Source organism: Arthrobacter sp. AL05 (genome assembly GCF_029960715.1).
Classification (GTDB): Bacteria; Actinomycetota; Actinomycetes; order Actinomycetales; family Micrococcaceae; genus Arthrobacter.
Map to the genome: position 1 here is coordinate 39,145 of NZ_JASBRC010000005.1, position 19,148 is coordinate 58,292.

Consider the following 19,148-nt stretch of genomic DNA (forward strand, 5'->3'; position numbering starts at 1 on the left):
TGACATCCAGGTGGCGGAGTTCCGCAGCGACGCCTGGAAACGATGACGCTGACGTGACGGCGCCCGGAGCCACCTCAGCGGGCTACCGGCGGCGCGATCGGCAGGAGGGCAGTTCCGGCCGCTGTGGTGTCGGCGGACATTTCCCAGACGCGCCGCAGGGCGCAGAACTTCCACCAATGGTGCTTGAGGACGTCAGGGTTGGCGCGCAGCGGACGGACTTCAGTCTGCCCAATCGCCACCGCTAACAGGATCGGGGATTCACCGTGCTGCCAGGCTTCCCACTCCCCTGCCACGGGATCCACCAGGCTTTCCTCGGCCTTCATGCCGGCCACGAGCTGCATCACCACTTTGTCATCGAGTGGTTTGACTGTGCCATCTCGGCTGGTGCCCTTGGTTTTGTAGTCGATGAGGCAGGTGCGGCCGTTAATCCTGGCGACAAGGTCCAAGGTCCCGGCATAGCCTACGGTCTTGTTCCAGACCGTGATTTCCGGGGCAACGGGTTCCACTTGGAAGAGTTCCCACCACTCGTCGAACCTGGCCGCGAAAGCTTCCTCACCGTTCTCGGAGAGGGCCTCGCGGGTTTCCTTCATCTGGTGCGGCCGGCCCAAGGCACGCAAAGCCACTTGCTCACAATAGTTGTGCACCCGGTCTCCGCGTTTCGCGGCATCGTCGCGGTAGGTTCCGGCCGCTTTGGCGGCACGGCTCACCGCCTGGCGAAGCTTGGCCGGACTGCCGAGAATACCGGGCAACCCGGGGTCCTGGGCGAGGCTGTTGGCGCCCATGTAGCCAAACCAGCCGTCCAGGCCATGGGGCTGCTGGCCGATCACTGTGGTAATCGAGGGCACGGAAAACTGCTCCGACGTGGACCGGGCATACATCCGGCCGTGATCCGTGGCGTGGGCAAGAAGTGGGGCGGTCATAACAAGACTCTTTCACGGGGGTAAGACAGTGCAGAACACCGCGATCCGCTCAACCGAGGCTCACACCATGCGGCTCACCAGAACGATCGCCGGTGGCAGGAACTCAGGACGAAGCCCGCAGCATTTAACTGAATGGTCCGCCCCGCTCACTGAGCGGGGCGGACCATTTAGTGCGTGGGCGATACTGGGTTCGAACCAGTGACCTCTTCGGTGTGAACGAAGCGCGCTACCACTGCGCCAATCGCCCCAATGCCATTGAATGCTAGCCCACCCTGAGCAAATTTAGAAATCGGGGCGGCACGCTACCGTGATGGCGCCGTATGCGTCCTTCAACACTGCCCTGCTGAACTGCGGCCCGCTGGGAGGGCCACCGGGCTGCGACCGGAAAAGCCTTCCCTAATTACATGGCTGTAATTCGAAAAAAACCCTAGAATTCAGGGATACAGCGGTCTTGAAGTCAGTCATCGTCGGCTCGATTTGTAAGTTCCCTGAACCTCCTATAGAGTTCTTACTCGTTGGAACGCGAGGAATTGCCGATTGCGGCGGGGATTTGCTGACAATAATGCGGACGTAGCTCAGCTGGTAGAGCACCACCTTGCCAAGGTGGATGTCGCGAGTTCGAATCTCGTCGTCCGCTCGCAGGACACTGTCACGGTAAGGTTCTTTGGAATCGTATCTACACGGTGGGTTGGCCGAGAGGCGAGGCAGCGGCCTGCAAAGCCGTATACACGGGTTCGAATCCCGTACCCACCTCGGTGAAAACCCTGGTTTCCGGTGCAGATCGGATGCAAGGGGCGATTGGCGCAGCGGTAGCGCGCTTCCCTGACACGGAAGAGGTCACTGGTTCGATCCCAGTATCGCCCACCAGAGCAAGGCAACTTGCTTGATGCAGTACCACCGGCCAAGCCGGCATGGACTAAAATGCGGACGTAGCTCAGCTGGTAGAGCACCACCTTGCCAAGGTGGATGTCGCGAGTTCGAATCTCGTCGTCCGCTCTCTTCATTGCAATTCCACTCCGGATACTTCCGGTTGCGGGCGATTGGCGCAGCGGTAGCGCGCTTCCCTGACACGGAAGAGGTCACTGGTTCGATCCCAGTATCGCCCACCACAAGAGCAGCTCCCCCGGAGCTGCTCTTTTTTGTGCCCGGCCCCTTGTCCAGGGTTATAGGGTTAGCGGCCAAAATGCGGGTTATAGGACAAAATGTGTGTCAATGCCGGGCGCGTCAGGTGCGTCCTGCCCATCCTCTTCTGGCCCACAGCCCTTCGTCAGCTCTGAGTCCGGCCCCTCCGGTCTGCTGGCCTGAACGCTGGGAGGAATCGCCTCTTACCCTGTGAGCGGACACCCTTGGCACCCCCGCCAGCTCCGGTTAGGGTAGAAAATGCAGGAGCGATCTGGCTCCACGACCGAAGGGAGGTGCCCGTGGGATTACTTGACGATCTAAAGGGCAAGGCTCAGCAAGTTATTGGTGGCAACGAACGAGCCATCAAGGACGGCATCGAAAAGGCCGGCGACTTCGTCGACTCTAAGACCGGCGGAAAGCACGCCGACAAGATCGATGCCATGCAGCGCGGCGCTTCCGGCTTCGTGGACAAGGCGAACGAGAAGCCCAATACGGCTCCTGTCGCCGATCGAACTCCCGTGGCCGATGAGCCGCCCGCCGCCGGCGAAGACCGCCGGCCAGGCCTCTGACCCAGATACGTCAGCGAGGTGCCGGTCCCGCCGAGAGGCGGTGCCGGCACCTCCGGCGTTTAACGGCTCCGGCGTTTAACGGCTCCGGCGTTTAACGGCTCCGGCGTTTAACGGCGCCTCGACTACACGGACCAACCACTGGCCAAGGCGAGCCCCCTACGGCACGCCAGCGAATGACTCGCCGCAGCTGCGGAGCAGGATTCGCTACGAGGGCTCGCGGTTCTGGCCTTCCCTGGCCAGTGCGGTAAGGCGTGAGACGGCCCGGAAGTACTTCTTTGTATACCCGCCGGTCATCATTTCTTCGGTGAAAAGCTGGTCGAACGGCACACCGCTGGCAAGGATGGGCACGTCTTTGTCGTAGAGCCGGTCCGCGAGTACCACGAACCGCAGCGCCACTGCCTGCTCGGTGATGGTGTGGACGTTTTTCCAGACCACGCCTTCGATCCCGTCGAGCAATTGACGGTAACGGCTCGGGTGGACACCGGCCAGATGGTCGATCAGGGTGCTGAACTCATCGCGCGCCACTGTCTTTCCATGGAACTCCGCCTGCATGCGGTGCGTCAGCTGTTCGTTGGGCAGCGGCTGCGGCGCGGCGGGCAGACCTCGGTGGCGGAAGTCCTCACCATCAATCCGGACCACGTCGAACTGGTCCGCCAGGACCTGGATTTCCCGGGCGAAATCGACGGCGGCAAACCGGCCGTCGCCGAGTGAACCGGGCAGGGTGTTTGAGGTGGCCGCGAGCTTGACCCCGGCGTCGGCCAGTTCGCGCATCAGCCGGGACATCAGCACGGTGTCGCCCGGATCATCGAGCTCAAATTCATCGATGCAGACCAGCTTGTAGTGGCTCAGCGCCTCCACGGTTTTGCGGAAGGAAAGCGCCCCGACCAGGTTTGTGTATTCCACAAAGGTGCCAAACGCCTTGGGCCCCGGGGCGGCGTGCCACAGCGAGGCGAGCAGGTGGGTCTTGCCGACGCCGAAGCCGCCGTCGAGGTAGATCCCCGCCCGGGAGATGTCCTTTTTGCCGAAGAATCGTTTGAAGAGGCCCTCCCCATCGCGCGACCCCACGTTGGCCGCAAAAGCTTCCAGCGCGCCGACGGCGGCACTTTGGCTGGGTTGGGCCGGGTCCGGCCGGTAGCTGGAAAACGACACCTCACCAAAGCGCGGCGACGGATAAAACCCGTTAAGGAGTTCGTCCACTGAAACGGCCGGGGTGCGGGCGGTGAGCTGTTCGATCTGTACCAAGGTGGTCCGTTCTGCTGGTCTCTTGTCCCCAAAAAGAATACCGGCAAAGCGCGCGCCGACTGTCGGCCCGAGGAGTGTAGCCGGACGGCGCGTGACGAAGGCCATATTTCCGTCCGTGAACCAGGGGAGGAAATCCCGGCGGGCCGTGGTTAGTGTTGGAGAAGGCCCGGCGCCGTGCTCGATCCTGCAACGGCCCGGCCTCCTGACCGTTTCAGTGAAAGGCCACCAAATGCCCTACCCCGTTGAGCAGAATGAGAAGTTCGCCGGCTACGCCCACCCCGAGCGCCTAGTGTCCACCGAATGGCTGGCCGCCGCGATCGAATCCGGCGACCTCAACGACGGCCGGCTGGTGGTGGTGGAATCCGACGAGGACGTCCTGCTCTACGAGGTCGGCCACATTTCGGGAGCCGTGAAAATCGACTGGCACACGGACTTGAACGACGAGGTTACCCGCGACTACGTCGACGGCGCGGCGTTTGCTGCCCTCGCGGCGGCGAAGGGAATCTCCCGCGACAGCACAGTTGTCATCTACGGCGACAAATCAAACTGGTGGGCCGCCTACGCCCTCTGGGTCTTCGAGCTCTTTGGCCACAAGGACGTCCGGCTGCTCGACGGAGGCCGGGACAAATGGGTCGCCGAAGGTCGGCACCTCACCACGGACAAGCCTGCCGTCGCCCCGGGCGAGTACCCCGTCGTCGAGCGGAACGACGCTCCGATCCGTGCCTTCAAGGAAGACGTCATGGCACACTTCGGCAAGCCCCTGATCGACGTCCGCTCCACCGAGGAGTACACCGGCCAGCGCACGCATATGCCCGCCTACCCCGAGGAAGGCGCCCTGCGTGGCGGACACATCCCCACTGCGGCGTCCATTCCCTGGGCCCGGGCAGCCGCCGAGGACGGCACCTACCGGACCCGCGCCGAACTTGAGTCGTTGTACCTTGGCGAGGCCGGGCTGAAGGCGGGAGACGATGTTGTGGCGTACTGCCGCATCGGCGAGCGTTCCAGCCACACGTGGTTTGCACTCAAGTACCTGCTGGGCTTTGAGTCAGTGCGCAACTACGACGGCTCCTGGACCGAATGGGGCAACGCGGTCCGCGCCCCGATCGTCAAGGGCGCTGAACGCGGCAGCGCGCCGGCTGCCGGGTAGCCCGCAGGCTGCTCCGGGCTCCGGGCGGAATGCGGGCGCCGAGCGTGCGGAAGCTGGAAGACGTAAGCTGGACGAGATGAATACTCCTGCCCTCCCCACCGCACTGGCCGAAATCGTTGACGACTTCCAGGCCGTCACGGAACCCGACCGGCTCCAGCTGCTCCTCGAGTTCTCCCGCGAACTTCCGGAACTTCCGGACCGGCTCAAGGACCACCCGGAGCTGATGGAGCAGGTGGTGGAATGCCAGTCGCCGCTGTATCTGACCATTGAAACGGAGCAGTCCGACGGCGGCGCGGCAGAACGCGTACAACTCTTTTTCAAGGCTCCCCCCGAAGCCCCAACCACCCGCGGCTTTGCGAGTGTCCTGCATGCGGGTCTTGACGGCCTGAGCCCGGCCGAGATCCTGGCAGTCCCGGACGACATGCCCGAACTGCTGGGCCTCACCCGCGCCATCACGCCGCTTCGGATGCGCGGGATGACCGCTATGCTGGGCCGGATCAAACGCAAAGTTGCTGCCCTTCCGCAGCAGCCCTGACCGACGCACGGATCGTATGGCACGCAAGCAAGCTTCACAGGGAACCCCGGCGACCGCCGCGCTAACGGCTGCCGGGGTTCCTTTCCTCGTCCACCCCTACAGCCATGACCCGGCCGCCGCCAGCTACGGGCTGGAAGCCGCGGAGGTACTCGGCGTCGATCCCGCACGCGTGTTCAAAACCCTGATGGTCGACGTCGACGGCCGGCTAGCCGTCGGTGTTGTGCCGGTGAGCGGCAACCTGGACCTCAAGGCGATGGCGGCCGCCCTCGGCGGCAAGAAGGCGGCGATGGCGGACCCCGCGGCGGCCGAACGCCGCACCGGCTACGTTTTGGGCGGCATCTCGCCGCTGGGACAACGGCAGCCCTCCCCCACCGTGGTCGACGCCAGCGCACTGGCCCTGGAAACGATATTTGTCTCCGGCGGTCGGCGCGGCCTGGACCTTGAGCTAAGCCCGGCCGAATTGATCCGGCTTACCGGCGCCCGCACGGCCCGGATCGGCACCGGCAGGAACTAGCCGGCTTCCGCACGCCGGGGGTGCAGAAAAGAGCAATGTTGTCGGCAAACATTGCCGTCAACTGTCAACCCGGCGGGGCTCCGGCTCCGGATTCGGCTGGCCAGGGTTAGGGCGGGGCGCAATCTGCTGCCCCAGCCAAGCCGTGACCAGCCGCTCCCAGCGCTCCGGATCCACATTCCACTCCTTGGTGTGGCGGGCGCGGTCGAAGGTCTCGAAGGTAACCATCTCCGGGTTCTTCTCCGCCAGGGCCGCGGACGGGCCGTAGGGGACGTATTCGTCGTCGACGCTGTGGATGATCAGCGTCGGCGTCCGCAGTTCCACCGCACGGGATACCCAGTCCATCGCCTTCAGGTCCACCGGGGCGGCGAGGCCGGTCAGCCGCCGGCCCAGCTTGTGGCTCATCATAAGCTGCCCGTAGCGGCCGACCGCAGAGGGAATCCTGTTGAGTTCTGCATGGTGCGCCAACACATTCACCCAGTTAATGACCGGGGCATCGAGCACCATCGCGCGGATCAGGGGGTGGTAGCGGGACAAATCGGCGGTCTGGAGGCAGATGGCCCCGCCCATGGACCAGCCAAAGAGCACCACTTCACGGGCGCCGTGGCTGAGGGCAAAGCCGATGGCGGCCTCAACGTCGCGCCACTCGGTGGAGCCCAGACCGTATCGTCCGTCGTTCGCCGAAGGCGCCAGCCCGTCATTGCGGTAGGAAATCAGCAAGCTGGTCAGGCCCAGTTCCCGGGCAGTCGGGACGGCCCGGAGGCATTCCTGCCGGCTCGCCCCCCGGCCATGGACCATGATCGCCCAGATCCCGGACTCGTGCGGGCCCCGGACCAGCCAGGCCGGCGCTGTTCCGCCGTCGACGTCGATGTCCACGTCTTCCGGGGGCAGGCCGATGCTGGCGGGATCCGGGAACGCGGCTCCGCTCCAGTAGCCGCGGCGGGCCGTGCTGAGGTCGCCGCTGTAGACAGCCTCGACTTCCCGCTGCACGGTGCGCTCTGCCGGCGAATAGGACACGATCCGGCCGATCCGGGCGTGTCCGCGTCCGCCGTCGAAGAACAATCCATAGACGCCCTCGACCGTGGACTCGGGCGTCGCGGCGAGGATCACCTGCAACCCGTGTCCGGCCCGGATGACGGCGAGAATTTCCTGGTCCTCGTCCTTGACCTTGGCGGGGGTGATCACGCGGCGGGCGAAATACAGGGCGAGTGCGGAGGATCCGGCAGCCAGCAGCCCGGCCGCTGCACTGCCGCCAATGATGCCGCCGAGGGCCCATTTAGCAATGCCCTGGGCCGAAGCGTCGGTTGCGGTGGCAGCAGCGGAGCGGGTGGCCCGGCCGCGGGCGGCGGGGATCCGGTGCGGATCCGGCAGGAGGCGGAGGGAAGAAGCCATGGCACCATTCTTACCGAAGTCCGCGCCCGGCACGGCATCCGGGGACATCTGGCCGCAAACCGTGCGGGCGTACCGGTGCGCGACTAGGCTGGGGGCATGAGTGATCCAATCGTCATTTTGACAGAAGAGCCCCTCGGCGCGGACGACCGCGTCAACATTGAAACACTGCTCGCCGGAGGTGATACCCCGCTGGTGGTCCTGGTTCCGGCCAGCACGGAGCGGCACCTGCTGGTGGATTTCCTGGAGAATCTCTCCTTGCTGGAAATTTCCAAGGCCTTCCGTGAACTGACGGCACACTCCGACCCTGCGGGGGAACGCGCCGAAGCCGCGGAAACCCTGGCCGCCTCGCTCGCAGCGCTGGCAGGACTCGGCAGCGGCGTGACCGGCGAAATCGTTGAGGGCAAAGCCGTCGACGGAATGGTCGCCCGGGTCAAGGAACTCGGCGCCGGGCAGGCAGTTGTCATCACCCGTCCGCATGCCGTGGCAGACACCTTCCACACGGACTGGGCCACCAAAGCCCAGGACAAGCTGGGTCTTCCGGTCCTGCATCTTTATGCCGGATCGGGATTTATCGGGGACTCCTGAGCGTTACTGAGGCTATGAGCATCTTTACAAACAGGCCAAAAGTCACGCCCGTCAAGGATCCCGCCGCCGAAAGCGCGGGCGGATCCGATGCCGGCAACGCCAGCCCGACGGTGGAAAAATCCGACGAGCAGTGGCGCCAGGAACTGAGTCCGGAGGAGTACCGCGTGCTCCGCCAGGCAGGGACCGAGCGCCCGTACACCGGCGAGTACTGGGACTCCCACACCGCTGGCGTTTACCAGTGCCGCGCCTGCGGCACGGAGCTCTTCACCAGCAAGGAGAAGTTCGATTCGCACTGCGGCTGGCCCTCCTTCTGGGCCCCGCTGGCGGACGGCACCGTCCGGTATATCCATGACCGCACCCAGGGCATGGAGCGTGTGGAAGTCCGCTGCGCCCACTGCGATTCGCACCTGGGGCACGTGTTTGAGGGCGAGGGGTACGGAACCCCGACCGACCAGCGCTTCTGCATCAACTCCGTTTCCCTGAAGCTGGTTTCGGCCGGCGACGCCGGGCAGTAGTCCGCACCGGGTACGGCTGCGACCAGGACCCCCGGCGGCACCGCAGCAGCGGCGCCGCCGGGGGTCCTCTGCAGTGCTCGCCGGTTCGCCCCGCCCGAATCTCCGGGAAGCCCCGCGGCCGCTGGAGCTGGCCGGGGTCCTGCGGGCGGTTTGCCCCAGACTTTCTTATGCTCAAGCTTGTTTTGTGTTAGTACCTCTGTTTGCTTGCTACGCTCGTTTCAGCTACTGACGAGCGACGCTCCCAGCAAACAGAAAGGCGCCAGCTGACGATGACTACCACTGCTGTCACCACCACTGCCCCGATCACGGCCGACTCCCCGGCGTGGATGGAGCTCAAGGCCGCCGCCACCGCGCTGCAGGCACTCCAGGTCCAGGACGGCTCCGTGCCGGAGACCGCCAACCACGAACCGGCCCGCGGATATGTCCGGACGATCTCGTCGTCCATCACGGCTCTCGCGCCGTCCTTTCCGCACGACGCCGACTACCTCACCCTCCTTGTGACCGACTTCGGCCGCTGGGCCGACGGCGGCTTTGGCGTGCCCGATTTCCTGGACTCCCTGCAGGCCTTCCAGCCGCAGCAGCACCGGGTCAACGGCCTGCAGCACCTTGTGGTCTTTCCGATGTACACGCAGAACGGCAGCAGCAACCGCCTGGTCGAGGCCGTCCTGATCGAGGTCATCTGGCCCGAGTTCATTGCCGGGCTGGAGGAGGGCGACTACTCCAACAAGCTCTTCGTGCCGATTCGTTTCCTGGATTTCACCCCCGGTTACAACACCAATTCCGCGGTGCTGTTCCCGGAAACCGTCGCGGTCCGCCAGACTCCTACCTTCACCTGGGGCGCCATCTTTGCCGACCGTGAAGCAGCCCGCTTCCGCCGCGTGCTCAGCGCCGCCGCGGACATCACCTCGCTGCAGCTGCCGGAGGACGCGGCAGCCCTGCTGACGGACCAGGAGCTGACCCAGGAAACCTTTGTGATGTGGGACCTGATCCACGACCGCACCCACATGCGCGGTGACCTGCCCTTCGACCCCTTTATGATCAAGCAGCGGATGCCGTTTTTCCTGTACTCCCTCGAGGAATTGCGCTGCGACCTGACCGCATTCCGCGAATCCGTGAAAATCGAAAAGGACGAGGACGCCGATCCGGAGGCCCGCCGGCACGCCAAGCTGGTCCAGTACGCCGTTATCTTCGACCGGATCTTCCGCTTCGCCATTACCGGCAGCCGGGTGCGCAACTACGACGGTCTGGGTGGCCAGCTGCTCTTTGCCTGGATGCACCAGCACCGCGTCCTGCACTGGACCGACAGTAAACTCAGCATCGACTGGGACGAGGCCGCCGACGTTGTGGTTGAACTCGGCGCCAGGATCGAAGAGCTCTACTGGCGCTCCATCGACCGGCCGAAGATGGCGCACTGGCTGGCCGCGTACGAGCTGATTTCCGGCACCGTCACACCCAACCCTTCGTCCGTCTGGGCCAAAGGTCCGGATGCGCTGCCGCTGGCCGGCCCGCCGCGCGGACTCACCGACCAGGTCCTCGACGACGAGTTCCCGCTCTCGATGTTCTACGAGGCACTTGAGAAGAAAATGCGCCCGGTCATCGAATCCACGGCCGGCATCACGGGCACCTCGGAGACCTCAAATACCAGCACGGCCATGAACGCCGCATGAGCGCCGGACGGCCCCTGAACGTGGTGGTCACCGGCGGCAGCGGCCCGTCCGGAATCGCCGCGGCGCGCGCGCTGACTGGGGCCGGGCACACGGTCTTCACCGTGGGCTCGGACCGGGCCCGGATTGAAGCGGCCGCCGCGGAAGCCGGAAGCGCAGTCACGCCACTGGTGTGCGACCTCGCGGACCTCGCTGCAGTCCGGTCGCTGCACTCCACCGTGCACTCGATGCTGGCCGGAAAAGGCGGGGGCGTCGACGGCGTCATTCATCTGGTGGGCGGCTGGCGCGGCGCCAAGGGCATCACCGACCAGAGCGACGAGGACTGGGACTTCCTGGAACGCGGCGCAATCACCACGCTGCGCAACGTCTCGCGCGTGTTTTATGACGATCTTGCGGCGTCCGACGCCGGCCGCTTCGCCATGGTGTCCTCCACGGCCGTAGGCCGGCCGACGGCTGGCGGTGCCAGTTACGTGGCTGCCAAGGCGGCAGCCGAAGCGTGGACCCTGGCCGTGGCCGACGGTTTCCACCGCGGGCAGGCGGGGGCCGCCGGTCCCGGCAGTGCCGCCGTCCCCGTTGAACAGCACAGCGCGGCGGTGATTTTTGTGGTGAAAGCCCTCGTGGATGCCGCCATGCGCGCGAAGTCGCCGGAACGCACCTTCCCCGGATTCACCGACGTGACGGAACTGGCTGCGGCCGCCGTCGGGCTCTTCACCTCCCCCGCGGCGGAACTCAACGGCCGGCGCGTACTGCTTGGGCAGGTTCCGCAGCCCTGACCGACCCCTTGCGGCTTAGTGCCGGGGCCCGGATCTCCTTAGACTGAAAGAGTGAGCAAATCGATGACAAGCACAGTTGAAACTGCCCCCGCCAGCACAGCGGTGCGGCTCCACGATCCCGCCGTCCGCGGCTTTGCCTCGGATAACTATTCCGGCGTACATCCGGAGGTACTGGCGGCCCTGGCCGCCGCCAACGAGGGCCACCAGGTTTCCTACGGCGAGGACGACTACACCGCCCGGCTCCAGCAGTTGATGGAGGGCTACTTCGGCGCAGGGATCGAGTGCTTCCCGGTCTTCAACGGCACCGGCGCCAACGTGCTGTCGCTGCAGTCCCTGCTGCCTCGCTGGGGGGCCGTGGTTTGTGCCTCCACCGCACACATCAACATGGATGAGAACGGCGCCCCTGAGCGGATCGGTGGCATCAAACTGCTCCAGGTCCCCACAGCGGACGGCAAGCTGACTCCGGAGCTAATCGACAAGGAAGCCTGGGGCTGGGGCGACGAGCACCGCGCGCAGCCGCTGGCCGTGTCCATCACCCAGACCACCGAACTCGGCACCTGCTACACGCCGGACGAAGTGCGGGCGATCGCCGAGCATGTCCATTCCAAGGGCATGAAGCTACACATGGACGGCGCCCGGCTGGCGAACGCTGCAGCCCACTTGAATGTGCCGCTGCGGGCCTTCACCCGCGACGCCGGCGTCGACATCCTCTCCTTCGGCGGCACCAAAAACGGCTTGCTCTTCGGTGAGGTCGTCATCGCCCTGAACCCGGCCGCGGCCCAGGGCCTGATCTACCTGCGCAAGATGAACATGCAGCTCGCCTCCAAGATGCGGTTTATGTCCGCGCAGTTCATCGCCCTGCTCGAAGGGGACCTGTGGCTGCGCTCCGCCTCGCACGCCAATGCCATGGCTGCCCGGCTTCGGGCCGGCGTCGAATCCATCCCCGGCGTCGAGCTAAGCCAGAAGACGGAGTCCAACGGCGTGTTTGCGGTCCTGCCGCCCGGCGTGGCGGACCGGCTGCGCGCGTCCTTCCGTTTTTACGACTGGAACGAGGCGGCCGGCGAGGTTCGCTGGATGTGCTCCTTCGACACCACCGAAGACGATGTTGATTCCTTTATCGCCGCCATCAAGCGCGAGCTCGCCGCCGGTTGATCCCGGCAGCGGGCCCGCCGCCCTCGCCCGCCCAAAGCCGGAGCGGGCAGCGGCGGCGAGCCTGCAGGGCTTGTGCACACTCCGTGCATAATCTTCCATTGTGAACGCACTCGACCAGGTTCCGGCAGATTTTCTTTTTGCCCTGGGAACCCTTCGGCAGGCACGAACCCGGGGTGAACTGCGCCTGGAAGAAATCCCGGCCCCGGCGCGGCTGGCACCGTTCGCCGTGGCACTCGGGGCGGAGGTTGTTGCGCCCGGCGCATCAACGTCTTCCGGCGCAGTCCATGGACCCGCGGCGGCCGCCCTGACGCGAGCGTCCGAGAGCGAGGACATCGAACTGGCCACCGGCCGCTTTATCCTGCTGCACGATCCCGACGGCTCCGCGGTCTGGGAGGGGGAATTCCGGATCGTTACCTACATCCGCGCCCAGCTGGAACCGGAGATGGGCAATGACGAACTGCTGGGTTCCGTTGCCTGGACCTGGCTCGTTGAAGCCCTGGAGGACCATGCCGCACCGTACCGCTCGGCCGGCGGCACCGCGACCAGGGTACTGTCCGAAAGCTTCGGAACCCTCGAAGGCCGACCCAATTCGATCGACATCGAGCTCAGGGCATCCTGGACTCCGGCCACCCCGGACATCACCTCGCATCTGGAAGCCTGGTCCGACATGGTCTGCACGTTCGCCGGCCTGCCGCCGCTGCCCGACGGTGTCACAGCCCTGCCGCGCCGGCGCCGGGGACGGGCCTGGTTTGGAAGCTGACATCGGCCGCAAGGACGGGCACACCGACTCCTTTTGGCGGATGCGCGGCCCGCAGCACCGTGTTATCGGTAAACTAAACCCATCATGACCCCTCAAATTCCGGAAATCAGCACGGCAGGCACCGTACAACATCAGACCGAGGCCGCTGACGCCACAGCCCACATCGCCGTGGACGGCTTCGACAGCCTGGTTCCCGAGGTGATCGACCTTGACGCCCCCCGCGACGGTGTGCCGCTCGTTATTGAAACCATGTCCGGGCTGGAACGCTGCGCGGCTGCCCTCGCCGCAGGCCATGGCCCTGCCGGAGTCGACGCCGAACGCGCTTCCGGTTTCCGCTACGGCCAGCGCGCCTTCCTGGTGCAGATCCGCCGGGAGGGCTCCGGCACCTGGCTGATCGACCCGGAACCCTTTGGCGACCTTGGCATCATCAACGAGGCCCTGCGCGGCGTCGAATGGATCCTGCACGCCGCCAGCCAGGACCTGCCGTGCCTCTCCGAACTCGGCATGTGGCCGGACAGACTCTTTGACACCGAACTCGCCGCCCGCCTCGCCGGGCTTCCCCGGGTGGGCCTCGCTGCGGTGATCGAGCAGCTGCTGGGCTTTGGCCTCGCCAAGGAACACTCAGCGGCCGACTGGTCCACCCGGCCGCTGCCGGAACCGTGGCTCCGCTACGCGGCACTGGATGTCGAAGTTCTTACCGAACTACGCGAGGAGCTTATCGAACTGCTCACCGCCGACGGCAAACTGGACTTCGCCGAACAGGAGTTCGCCGCCATCCTGGGCGCCGGCCAGGCACCACCCCGGGTCGATCCGTGGCGGAAAACGTCCGGACTGCACCAGATCCGCGACCGGCGCCAGCTCGCCGCGGTGCGCGAGCTATGGCTCGAACGGGATTCGCTGGCGCAAAACCGCGACGTCGCCCCCGGCCGGCTGATTCCCGACTCCGCCCTGGTCGCGGCGGCGAAGGCGATGCCCGGCACCGTGCCCCAGCTGCTGGGGACCAAAGGCTTCCACGGCCGCGCAGCCCAGCGCGAGGCACCGCGCTGGCTGCGCTGCATCACCGCCGCCCGCGCCCTCGAGGACCTTCCTCCCCTGCACCTGCCCACCAACGCTCCCCCGCCCCCGCGGGTCTGGGCCGACCGGGACCCGGAGGCCGCCGCCCGGCTCGCCACCGCCCGCCCGCTGCTGCAGGCCAAGGCCGAAGAACTGAACATGCCTTTGGAAAACCTGTTGACCCCGGACTACCTGCGCCGTGTCTCCTGGCGTCCGCCCGTGGAGTTCAGCGAAGAGGGAATCGCCGAGGAACTGGCGAACCTCGGGACCCGGCAGTGGCAGATCGAACTGGTCACCCCGCTCATCGCCGAAGCCTTCCGCAACCCGCAGCCACTGCCGGTCAAGGAAGCCAAGACCGTGCCGGCCCCGGACAAAGCAGGCTAAGCCCGGCAGCCGCCCTCCCGGCCCGTTGCCAACCCGCCTCCATGCGGCCCGGCCACCTACTCCTTGCCAGCTATGTTACTGACAAGTAACATGTTGTCTGATGTCGCCCGGTTCTGCTGTCCTCGGCGTTTGCGCGCGGGGCAGGGGTCCGGCACCCAGGTCTCGATGAGGAGTAACACGTGAGCCACACCCGGAGCACCGCGAATCCGCGCACCATCCGTGAGGTCGTCTTCGTCGACGGCGTCCGCACCCCGTTCGGCCGGGCCGGCGAGAAGGGCATCTACGCCGGAACACGGGCCGATGACCTCGTAGTGAAATGCATCCGCGAGCTGATGCGCCGCAACCCGTCCCTGCCGGCCGAACGAATCGACGAAGTGGCCATCGCCGCGACAACACAGACCGGTGACCAGGGACTGACAATCGGCCGCACCGCGGCCCTGCTGGCCGGACTGCCGCGGACCGTACCCGGCTTTGCGATTGACCGGATGTGCGCCGGCGCCATGACGGCCGTGACCACCACCGCCAGCGGTATCGGCTTCGGTGCCTACGACGTTGTGATCGCTGGCGGCGTGGAACACATGGGCAACCACCCGATGGGGGCCGGTGCGGATCCCAACCCGCGCTTTATGTCCGAGCGGATTGTGGACCCGGCAGCCCTGAACATGGGCAACACGGCAGAGAACCTGCACGACCGCTTTCCCGCCATTACCAAGGCACGCACCGACGCCTACGCCGTCGCTTCCCAGGACAAGCTTGCCGCAGCATACGCGAAAGACCAGATCCAGCCGGACCTGGTCCCCGTGGCCACCATAAAGCCGGGCCGGGGCTGGACCGTCAACACGGTGGATGAGCCGCCGCGCCCGGGCACCTCCGTGGCGGACCTCGCCACGCTCAAAACCCCCTTCCGCGCCCACGGCCGGGTCACGGCAGGCAATGCAGCAGGCCTCAACGACGGCGCCACCGCCGCACTGCTGGCCTCCGCCGAGGCGGCCGAGGAACTTGGCCTGCCGGTGAAGATGCGCCTGGTCAGCTACGCCTTCGCCGGCGTCGAGCCGGAAGTTATGGGCATCGGCCCGGTCCCGGCCACCGAGAAGGCCCTGAAGAACGCCGGACTCGGCATCGAGGACATCGGCCTGTTCGAAATCAACGAGGCCTTCGCCGTCCAGGTGCTCAGCTTCCTGGACCACTTCGGGATCGCCGACGACGATCCCCGCGTCAACCGCTACGGCGGTGCGATCGCCGTCGGGCACCCGCTCGCTTCGTCCGGCGTCCGGCTGATGAACCAGCTGGCCCGCCAGTTTGCCGAGGACCCGGGCGTTCGCTTCGGAATGACCACGATGTGCATTGGCCTGGGCATGGGGGCCACCGTCATCTGGGAAAACCCGCACCACGCCGATTACGGCACCGACTACACCACCACCACGACTGGAGCCGCAGCATGAGCGCCGCCGATTTCCATAAGCTTGCCGAGCTGTTCCCGAACGAGACGGTAACGCACTCCTACGTCCAGGACATCGCGCTGCCGGCTGTCAACGGCAAGAGCCCCGGCACCTTCGCGCTGCTCACGCTCGACAACGGCCTGGACCACTCCAAACCCACTACCTTGGGCCCGAACACGCTGATCGAGCTCGGCACCGCCCTGGAGGGGCTGCGGGACCGTGCCGCGCGTGGCGAGATCGCCGGCGTTGGCGTCACCGGCAAGCCGTACTTCCTGGTCGCCGGCGCCGACTTGTCCACGGTCAAATCGGTCAGCGGCCGCGAGCAGGGCCTCTGGATGGCCCAACTCGGCCACGATGTCTACGCCACGCTGGCAAACCTCGGGGTTCCCAGCTTCGCCTTCATCAACGGACTGGCCCTCGGCGGCGGGCTGGAGATCGCCCTGCAGTCCACCTACCGCACCGTCTCCACCGGCGCCGGTGCGCTGGCACTGCCGGAGTCGTTCATTGGCCTGATCCCGGGTTGGGGCGGCGTCTACATCCTGCCGCGGCTGATCGGCCCGGAGAACGCCGTTAAGGTGATGATCGAGAACCCGCTGAGCAACAACCGCACCCTGACCGGACCGCAGGCCTACAAACTCGGCGTAGCGGACGCCATCTTCGAGCCCGCCGACTTTGTCGAGCAGTCAGTCGCCTGGGCTGCGCAGGTTATCGCGGGCGCCCTCACGCCCGAACGCGCCAATGCCGTCGACCCCGCCGTACCGGAGGTGGCCGATCGCTGGGCCGGTGCCGTCGCCGCGGGCCGCGCCTTTGTCGAAACCAAGACGTCGAACGCCTCCCCGGCCCCGGCCGAGGTGCTGGACGTGCTGGAAGCAAACCGCACCATGACCCAGGCTGAGTCGGCGGAGCTCGAGTGCCGGACCCTAGCGGACCTTATGCAGACCGACGAGTTCCGTTCCACTGTCTACGCCTTCCTGGATCTGGTGCAGCGCCGAGCCAAGCGCCCCGCCGGCGCCCCGGACCGCAAACTCGCCCGTCCGGTCACAAAAATCGGCGTCGTAGGGGCCGGCCTGATGGCCAGCCAGCTCGCGCTGCTCTTTGCCCGCCAGCTCAAGGTGCCGGTGGTGATGACGGACATTGACCAGGCCCGGGTGGACAAGGGTGTGGGTTACGTGCACGCGGAGGTGGATAAGCTGCTGGCAAAAAAGCGGATCAGCGCGGATGCCGCCAACCGGACCAAGGCCCTGGTCAGCGGCGCGGTTTCGAAGGAAACCTTCGCCGACGCCGACTTCGTCATCGAGGCCGTCTTCGAGGAACTCAACGTCAAGAAACAGGTCTTCAAGGAACTTGAGGCGATCATTTCGCCCGAGTGCATCCTGGCGACCAACACCTCCTCGCTGTCCGTCACCGCCATGGCTGAGGACCTGGAGCATCCGGAGCGGCTCATCGGCTTCCATTTCTTCAACCCGGTGGCAGTGATGCCTTTGCTGGAGATTGTCCGGGCCCCAAAGACCGACGACGCCGTACTGGCTACCGCGTTCGAACTGGCTAAGGGCCTGAAGAAGTCCGCAGTACTTGTCAAGGACGCCCCCGCTTTTGTGGTCAACCGCATCCTGCTGCGCCTGATGGGAGAAGTGACGGCCGCCTTCGACGAGGGTACCCCCGCCGGGGTGGCGGATAATGCGCTGCGCCCGATGGGCCTGCCGATGACACCTTTCGTTCTCGGGGCCATGGTGGGCCTGCCGGTCGCGCAGCACGTCCAGGAGTCCCTGCACGCTGCGTTCCCCGGCCGGTTCACCGTCTCGCAGAACCTGCAGAACCTGATCGCTCACGGGGTCCGGTCCATCTGGGACCCGGCCTCGGTGACGGCCGGTACGCCGACCATTCCGGCCGAGACCCAGGCCCTGATGTCCTTTGGGGATTCGCCGTCCACCGCCGGGGAGGTGCTGCGCCGCACTCAGGACGCCCTCGCCGAGGAAATCGGACTGATGCTGGACGAGGGTGTCGTCGCCGGTCCGGAGGACATCGACCTTTGTATGATCCTCGGTGCCGGCTGGCCGATGTTCCTTGGCGGCATCACCCCGTACCTGGACCGGGTCGGCGCCTCGGAGCGTGTCACCGGCCGGAAGTTCCTGGCGCCGGGTGTGGCGTCCGAGCCGGCCTAACGCCCGGAGCGGCCGGACGGTCGAAGTGACCTAACACCCCGCATGCCGGCGGCACTCCCGGCGGCGGGCATCAGAGTTCCTGAAGCCCGCCGCCGCTGCGCGTTAAGGTCGCTGGGCGTTAGGGTCGCTGGGCGATCAGATAAGGTGCGCAGTGGCCGCTGCCTAGCCGGCGTCGTGAGTAACCCGCAACGCCGTGCGGGCACGCGCAGCGGTTTCCCGGGCGACAGCGAGGCCATCTAGAAAAGCGCGACTTTCGGCGTTCGCGGGAAGAGGTCGTTGAGTTCGTCACGTTCCGCGGCGGTGGGGATCCAGGCCACGGCGGCGGCGTTTTGCCGGACCTGCTCCGGCCGGGTGGCTCCGGCGATAACACTGCTCACCGAGCGCTGGGCTGCAAGCCAGGAGAACGCCACCTGGATCTCGTTCAGGCCCCGCTCGGCTGCGAAGGCGCCCAGGGCCGCCAACTGTTCCCAGTCGGCGTCGTGGACCAGGTTCGTGCGGGTGTGGCTGAGGCGCGAACCCTCAGGTGCGGTGTCCCTGGCGTATTTGCCGGTCAGCAGGCCGTTGGCCAGCGGGAAGTACGGCAGCACGCCCAAGCCGTAGGCGTCCGCGGCCGGAGTGACCTCAAGCTCAGCGCGGCGGTCCAGCAGGTTGTAGTGGTTCTGGCTGGAGATAAACCGGGCTCCACCGCGGGCACGGGCCACGAATTCGGCTTCGGCGATCTGCCAGCCGGCACGGTTGGAGTGGCCGATGTAGCGGACCTTGCCGCTGCTGACGAGCTCATCGAGGGCATCGAGGGTCTCCTCGATCGGGGTCAGCGGGTCGGGTGTGTGGAACTGGTAAAGGTCGATCCAGTCCGTCCCGAGCCGGCGGAGCGAGGCCTCCGCAGCCTTAATGATGTACCGGCGGGAGCCACGGGCACCAAAGTCATTGCCGTTGGCACCGCCCATGTCCATCCCGAACTTCGTGGCGACCACTGCCTCGTCGCGGCGGCCGTTCAGGGCCTTGCCCAGCATGGTTTCGCTCAGTCCCGGTTCCCGGCCGTAGGTGTCCGCGACGTCGAAGAAGGTTATGCCGGAGTCCAGCGCCGCATGCACCACGGCGTCGGTCCCGTCCTGCGACTCGGTCGCCGTATTGGCCCGGCCAAGGTTATTGCAGCCAAGTCCAACGACGGAGACGGTCAGTCCGGAATTTCCCACGCGGCGGTATTCAGTCATGTACTTCAG

The 19,148-nt window shown here is 66.1% G+C and carries 17 protein-coding genes and 6 tRNA genes; 18 read left to right on the forward strand and 5 right to left on the reverse strand.

Annotated features, from left to right (window positions below; translation table 11 throughout):
- Nucleotides 1-74 precede the first annotated feature (74 nt).
- Nucleotides 75-920, reverse strand: coding sequence for a cytochrome (locus tag QK287_RS08365; RefSeq protein WP_226773552.1), 846 nt, complete (start codon nt 918-920; stop codon nt 75-77).
- A gap of 175 nt (nt 921-1,095) precedes the next feature.
- Nucleotides 1,096-1,167 (reverse strand) — tRNA-Val (locus QK287_RS08370).
- Nucleotides 1,168-1,484: 317 nt separating this feature from the next.
- Between QK287_RS08370 and QK287_RS08375 the strand changes: the two genes are divergently transcribed.
- The 6 genes from QK287_RS08375 to QK287_RS08400 all read left to right on the forward strand — a co-directional run bounded on the left by QK287_RS08375 (nt 1,485) and on the right by QK287_RS08400 (nt 2,611).
- A tRNA-Gly gene (locus QK287_RS08375) sits at nt 1,485-1,557 on the forward strand.
- A gap of 45 nt (nt 1,558-1,602) precedes the next feature.
- A tRNA-Cys gene (locus tag QK287_RS08380) sits at nt 1,603-1,673 on the forward strand.
- Between the two features lie 39 nt (nt 1,674-1,712).
- Nucleotides 1,713-1,787: transfer RNA gene (locus tag QK287_RS08385), tRNA-Val, on the forward strand.
- A 56-nt stretch (nt 1,788-1,843) separates the two neighbouring features.
- Nucleotides 1,844-1,916 (forward strand) — tRNA-Gly (locus tag QK287_RS08390).
- Between the two features lie 38 nt (nt 1,917-1,954).
- Nucleotides 1,955-2,029, forward strand: a tRNA-Val gene (locus QK287_RS08395).
- Between the two features lie 312 nt (nt 2,030-2,341).
- Entirely contained in the window at nt 2,342-2,611 is a 270-nt protein-coding gene (locus QK287_RS08400) for an antitoxin (protein ID WP_282359829.1), read from the forward strand.
- Between the two features lie 204 nt (nt 2,612-2,815).
- On the opposite strand, the gene zapE is transcribed toward QK287_RS08400, so the two are convergent.
- Complete coding sequence (zapE, locus tag QK287_RS08405) at nt 2,816-3,853, reverse strand: cell division protein ZapE (RefSeq protein WP_226773564.1); 1,038 nt, start codon at nt 3,851-3,853, stop codon at nt 2,816-2,818.
- A gap of 229 nt (nt 3,854-4,082) precedes the next feature.
- Between zapE and QK287_RS08410 the strand changes: the two genes are divergently transcribed.
- The 3 genes from QK287_RS08410 (at nt 4,083) to ybaK (ending at nt 6,049) form a co-directional block, all read left to right on the forward strand.
- A complete protein-coding gene (locus QK287_RS08410; RefSeq protein ID WP_226773550.1) occupies nt 4,083-5,000 on the forward strand; it encodes a sulfurtransferase in 918 nt (305 codons plus the stop codon).
- Between the two features lie 76 nt (nt 5,001-5,076).
- Nucleotides 5,077-5,535 carry a SufE family protein gene (locus QK287_RS08415; protein ID WP_226773549.1) on the forward strand — a complete coding sequence of 153 codons (459 nt, stop codon included), beginning with the start codon at nt 5,077-5,079 and terminating at the stop codon, nt 5,533-5,535.
- A 16-nt stretch (nt 5,536-5,551) separates the two neighbouring features.
- Nucleotides 5,552-6,049 carry a Cys-tRNA(Pro) deacylase gene (ybaK, locus tag QK287_RS08420; RefSeq protein WP_226773548.1) on the forward strand — a complete coding sequence of 166 codons (498 nt, stop codon included), beginning with the start codon at nt 5,552-5,554 and terminating at the stop codon, nt 6,047-6,049.
- A gap of 57 nt (nt 6,050-6,106) precedes the next feature.
- Here the strand turns inward: ybaK and QK287_RS08425 are convergent, their stop codons facing one another.
- Nucleotides 6,107-7,438, reverse strand: a complete 1,332-nt coding sequence (locus tag QK287_RS08425) for an alpha/beta fold hydrolase (RefSeq protein WP_226773547.1) — start codon at nt 7,436-7,438, stop codon at nt 6,107-6,109.
- 96 nt (nt 7,439-7,534) lie between these two features.
- Between QK287_RS08425 and QK287_RS08430 the strand changes: the two genes are divergently transcribed.
- From QK287_RS08430 to QK287_RS08470, 9 genes are all read left to right on the forward strand, one after another.
- A complete protein-coding gene (locus QK287_RS08430) occupies nt 7,535-8,023 on the forward strand; it encodes a hypothetical protein (RefSeq protein WP_226773546.1) in 489 nt (162 codons plus the stop codon).
- Between the two features lie 14 nt (nt 8,024-8,037).
- Entirely contained in the window at nt 8,038-8,538 is a 501-nt protein-coding gene (gene msrB / locus QK287_RS08435; RefSeq protein WP_226773545.1) for a peptide-methionine (R)-S-oxide reductase MsrB, read from the forward strand.
- A gap of 269 nt (nt 8,539-8,807) precedes the next feature.
- A complete protein-coding gene (locus QK287_RS08440; RefSeq protein ID WP_226773544.1) occupies nt 8,808-10,205 on the forward strand; it encodes a DUF6421 family protein in 1,398 nt (465 codons plus the stop codon).
- Nucleotides 10,202-10,975 carry an SDR family oxidoreductase gene (locus QK287_RS08445; protein WP_282359831.1) on the forward strand — a complete coding sequence of 258 codons (774 nt, stop codon included), beginning with the start codon at nt 10,202-10,204 and terminating at the stop codon, nt 10,973-10,975. Before QK287_RS08440 ends, QK287_RS08445 begins: the two co-directional genes overlap by 4 nt.
- Before the next feature lie 63 nt (nt 10,976-11,038).
- The gene (locus tag QK287_RS08450) at nt 11,039-12,127 is read left to right on the forward strand and encodes a low specificity L-threonine aldolase (RefSeq protein ID WP_226773542.1); all 1,089 of its coding nucleotides are present in this window, start codon (nt 11,039-11,041) and stop codon (nt 12,125-12,127) included.
- Nucleotides 12,128-12,224: 97 nt separating this feature from the next.
- Entirely contained in the window at nt 12,225-12,887 is a 663-nt protein-coding gene (locus QK287_RS08455) for a DUF3000 domain-containing protein (RefSeq protein ID WP_282359900.1), read from the forward strand.
- An 84-nt stretch (nt 12,888-12,971) separates the two neighbouring features.
- A complete protein-coding gene (locus QK287_RS08460) occupies nt 12,972-14,324 on the forward strand; it encodes an HRDC domain-containing protein (RefSeq protein ID WP_282359832.1) in 1,353 nt (450 codons plus the stop codon).
- A 179-nt stretch (nt 14,325-14,503) separates the two neighbouring features.
- A complete protein-coding gene (locus QK287_RS08465) occupies nt 14,504-15,766 on the forward strand; it encodes an acetyl-CoA C-acyltransferase (protein ID WP_282359833.1) in 1,263 nt (420 codons plus the stop codon).
- Nucleotides 15,763-17,925: a 3-hydroxyacyl-CoA dehydrogenase NAD-binding domain-containing protein gene (locus QK287_RS08470; RefSeq protein WP_282359834.1), complete on the forward strand. Its 2,163-nt coding sequence runs from the start codon at nt 15,763-15,765 to the stop codon at nt 17,923-17,925. The genes QK287_RS08465 and QK287_RS08470 overlap by 4 nt, the downstream gene beginning before the upstream one ends.
- Before the next feature lie 236 nt (nt 17,926-18,161).
- Here QK287_RS08470 and QK287_RS08475 read toward each other — a convergent pair whose 3' ends face one another.
- Nucleotides 18,162-19,139 carry an aldo/keto reductase gene (locus QK287_RS08475; RefSeq protein WP_226773217.1) on the reverse strand — a complete coding sequence of 326 codons (978 nt, stop codon included), beginning with the start codon at nt 19,137-19,139 and terminating at the stop codon, nt 18,162-18,164.
- Between the last annotated feature and the right edge of the window lie 9 nt (nt 19,140-19,148).

What these genes read in the sequence shown, in the direction of transcription:
- ybaK (WP_226773548.1), top strand. Translation starts at nt 5,552, where the DNA reads ATGGCACGCAAGCAAGCTTCACAGGGAACCCCGGCGACCGCCGCGCTA.
- QK287_RS08415 (WP_226773549.1), top strand. Translation starts at nt 5,077, where the DNA reads ATGAATACTCCTGCCCTCCCCACCGCACTGGCCGAAATCGTTGACGAC.
- QK287_RS08445 (WP_282359831.1), top strand. Translation starts at nt 10,202, where the DNA reads ATGAGCGCCGGACGGCCCCTGAACGTGGTGGTCACCGGCGGCAGCGGC.
- QK287_RS08425 (WP_226773547.1), bottom strand. Translation starts at nt 7,438, where the DNA reads ATGGCTTCTTCCCTCCGCCTCCTGCCGGATCCGCACCGGATCCCCGCC.
- QK287_RS08440 (WP_226773544.1), top strand. Translation starts at nt 8,808, where the DNA reads ATGACTACCACTGCTGTCACCACCACTGCCCCGATCACGGCCGACTCC.
- msrB (WP_226773545.1), top strand. Translation starts at nt 8,038, where the DNA reads ATGAGCATCTTTACAAACAGGCCAAAAGTCACGCCCGTCAAGGATCCC.
- QK287_RS08365 (WP_226773552.1), bottom strand. Translation starts at nt 920, where the DNA reads ATGACCGCCCCACTTCTTGCCCACGCCACGGATCACGGCCGGATGTAT.
- QK287_RS08460 (WP_282359832.1), top strand. Translation starts at nt 12,972, where the DNA reads ATGACCCCTCAAATTCCGGAAATCAGCACGGCAGGCACCGTACAACAT.
- QK287_RS08470 (WP_282359834.1), top strand. Translation starts at nt 15,763, where the DNA reads ATGAGCGCCGCCGATTTCCATAAGCTTGCCGAGCTGTTCCCGAACGAG.
- QK287_RS08475 (WP_226773217.1), bottom strand. Translation starts at nt 19,139, where the DNA reads ATGACTGAATACCGCCGCGTGGGAAATTCCGGACTGACCGTCTCCGTC.
- QK287_RS08430 (WP_226773546.1), top strand. Translation starts at nt 7,535, where the DNA reads ATGAGTGATCCAATCGTCATTTTGACAGAAGAGCCCCTCGGCGCGGAC.
- QK287_RS08410 (WP_226773550.1), top strand. Translation starts at nt 4,083, where the DNA reads ATGCCCTACCCCGTTGAGCAGAATGAGAAGTTCGCCGGCTACGCCCAC.
- QK287_RS08450 (WP_226773542.1), top strand. Translation starts at nt 11,039, where the DNA reads ATGACAAGCACAGTTGAAACTGCCCCCGCCAGCACAGCGGTGCGGCTC.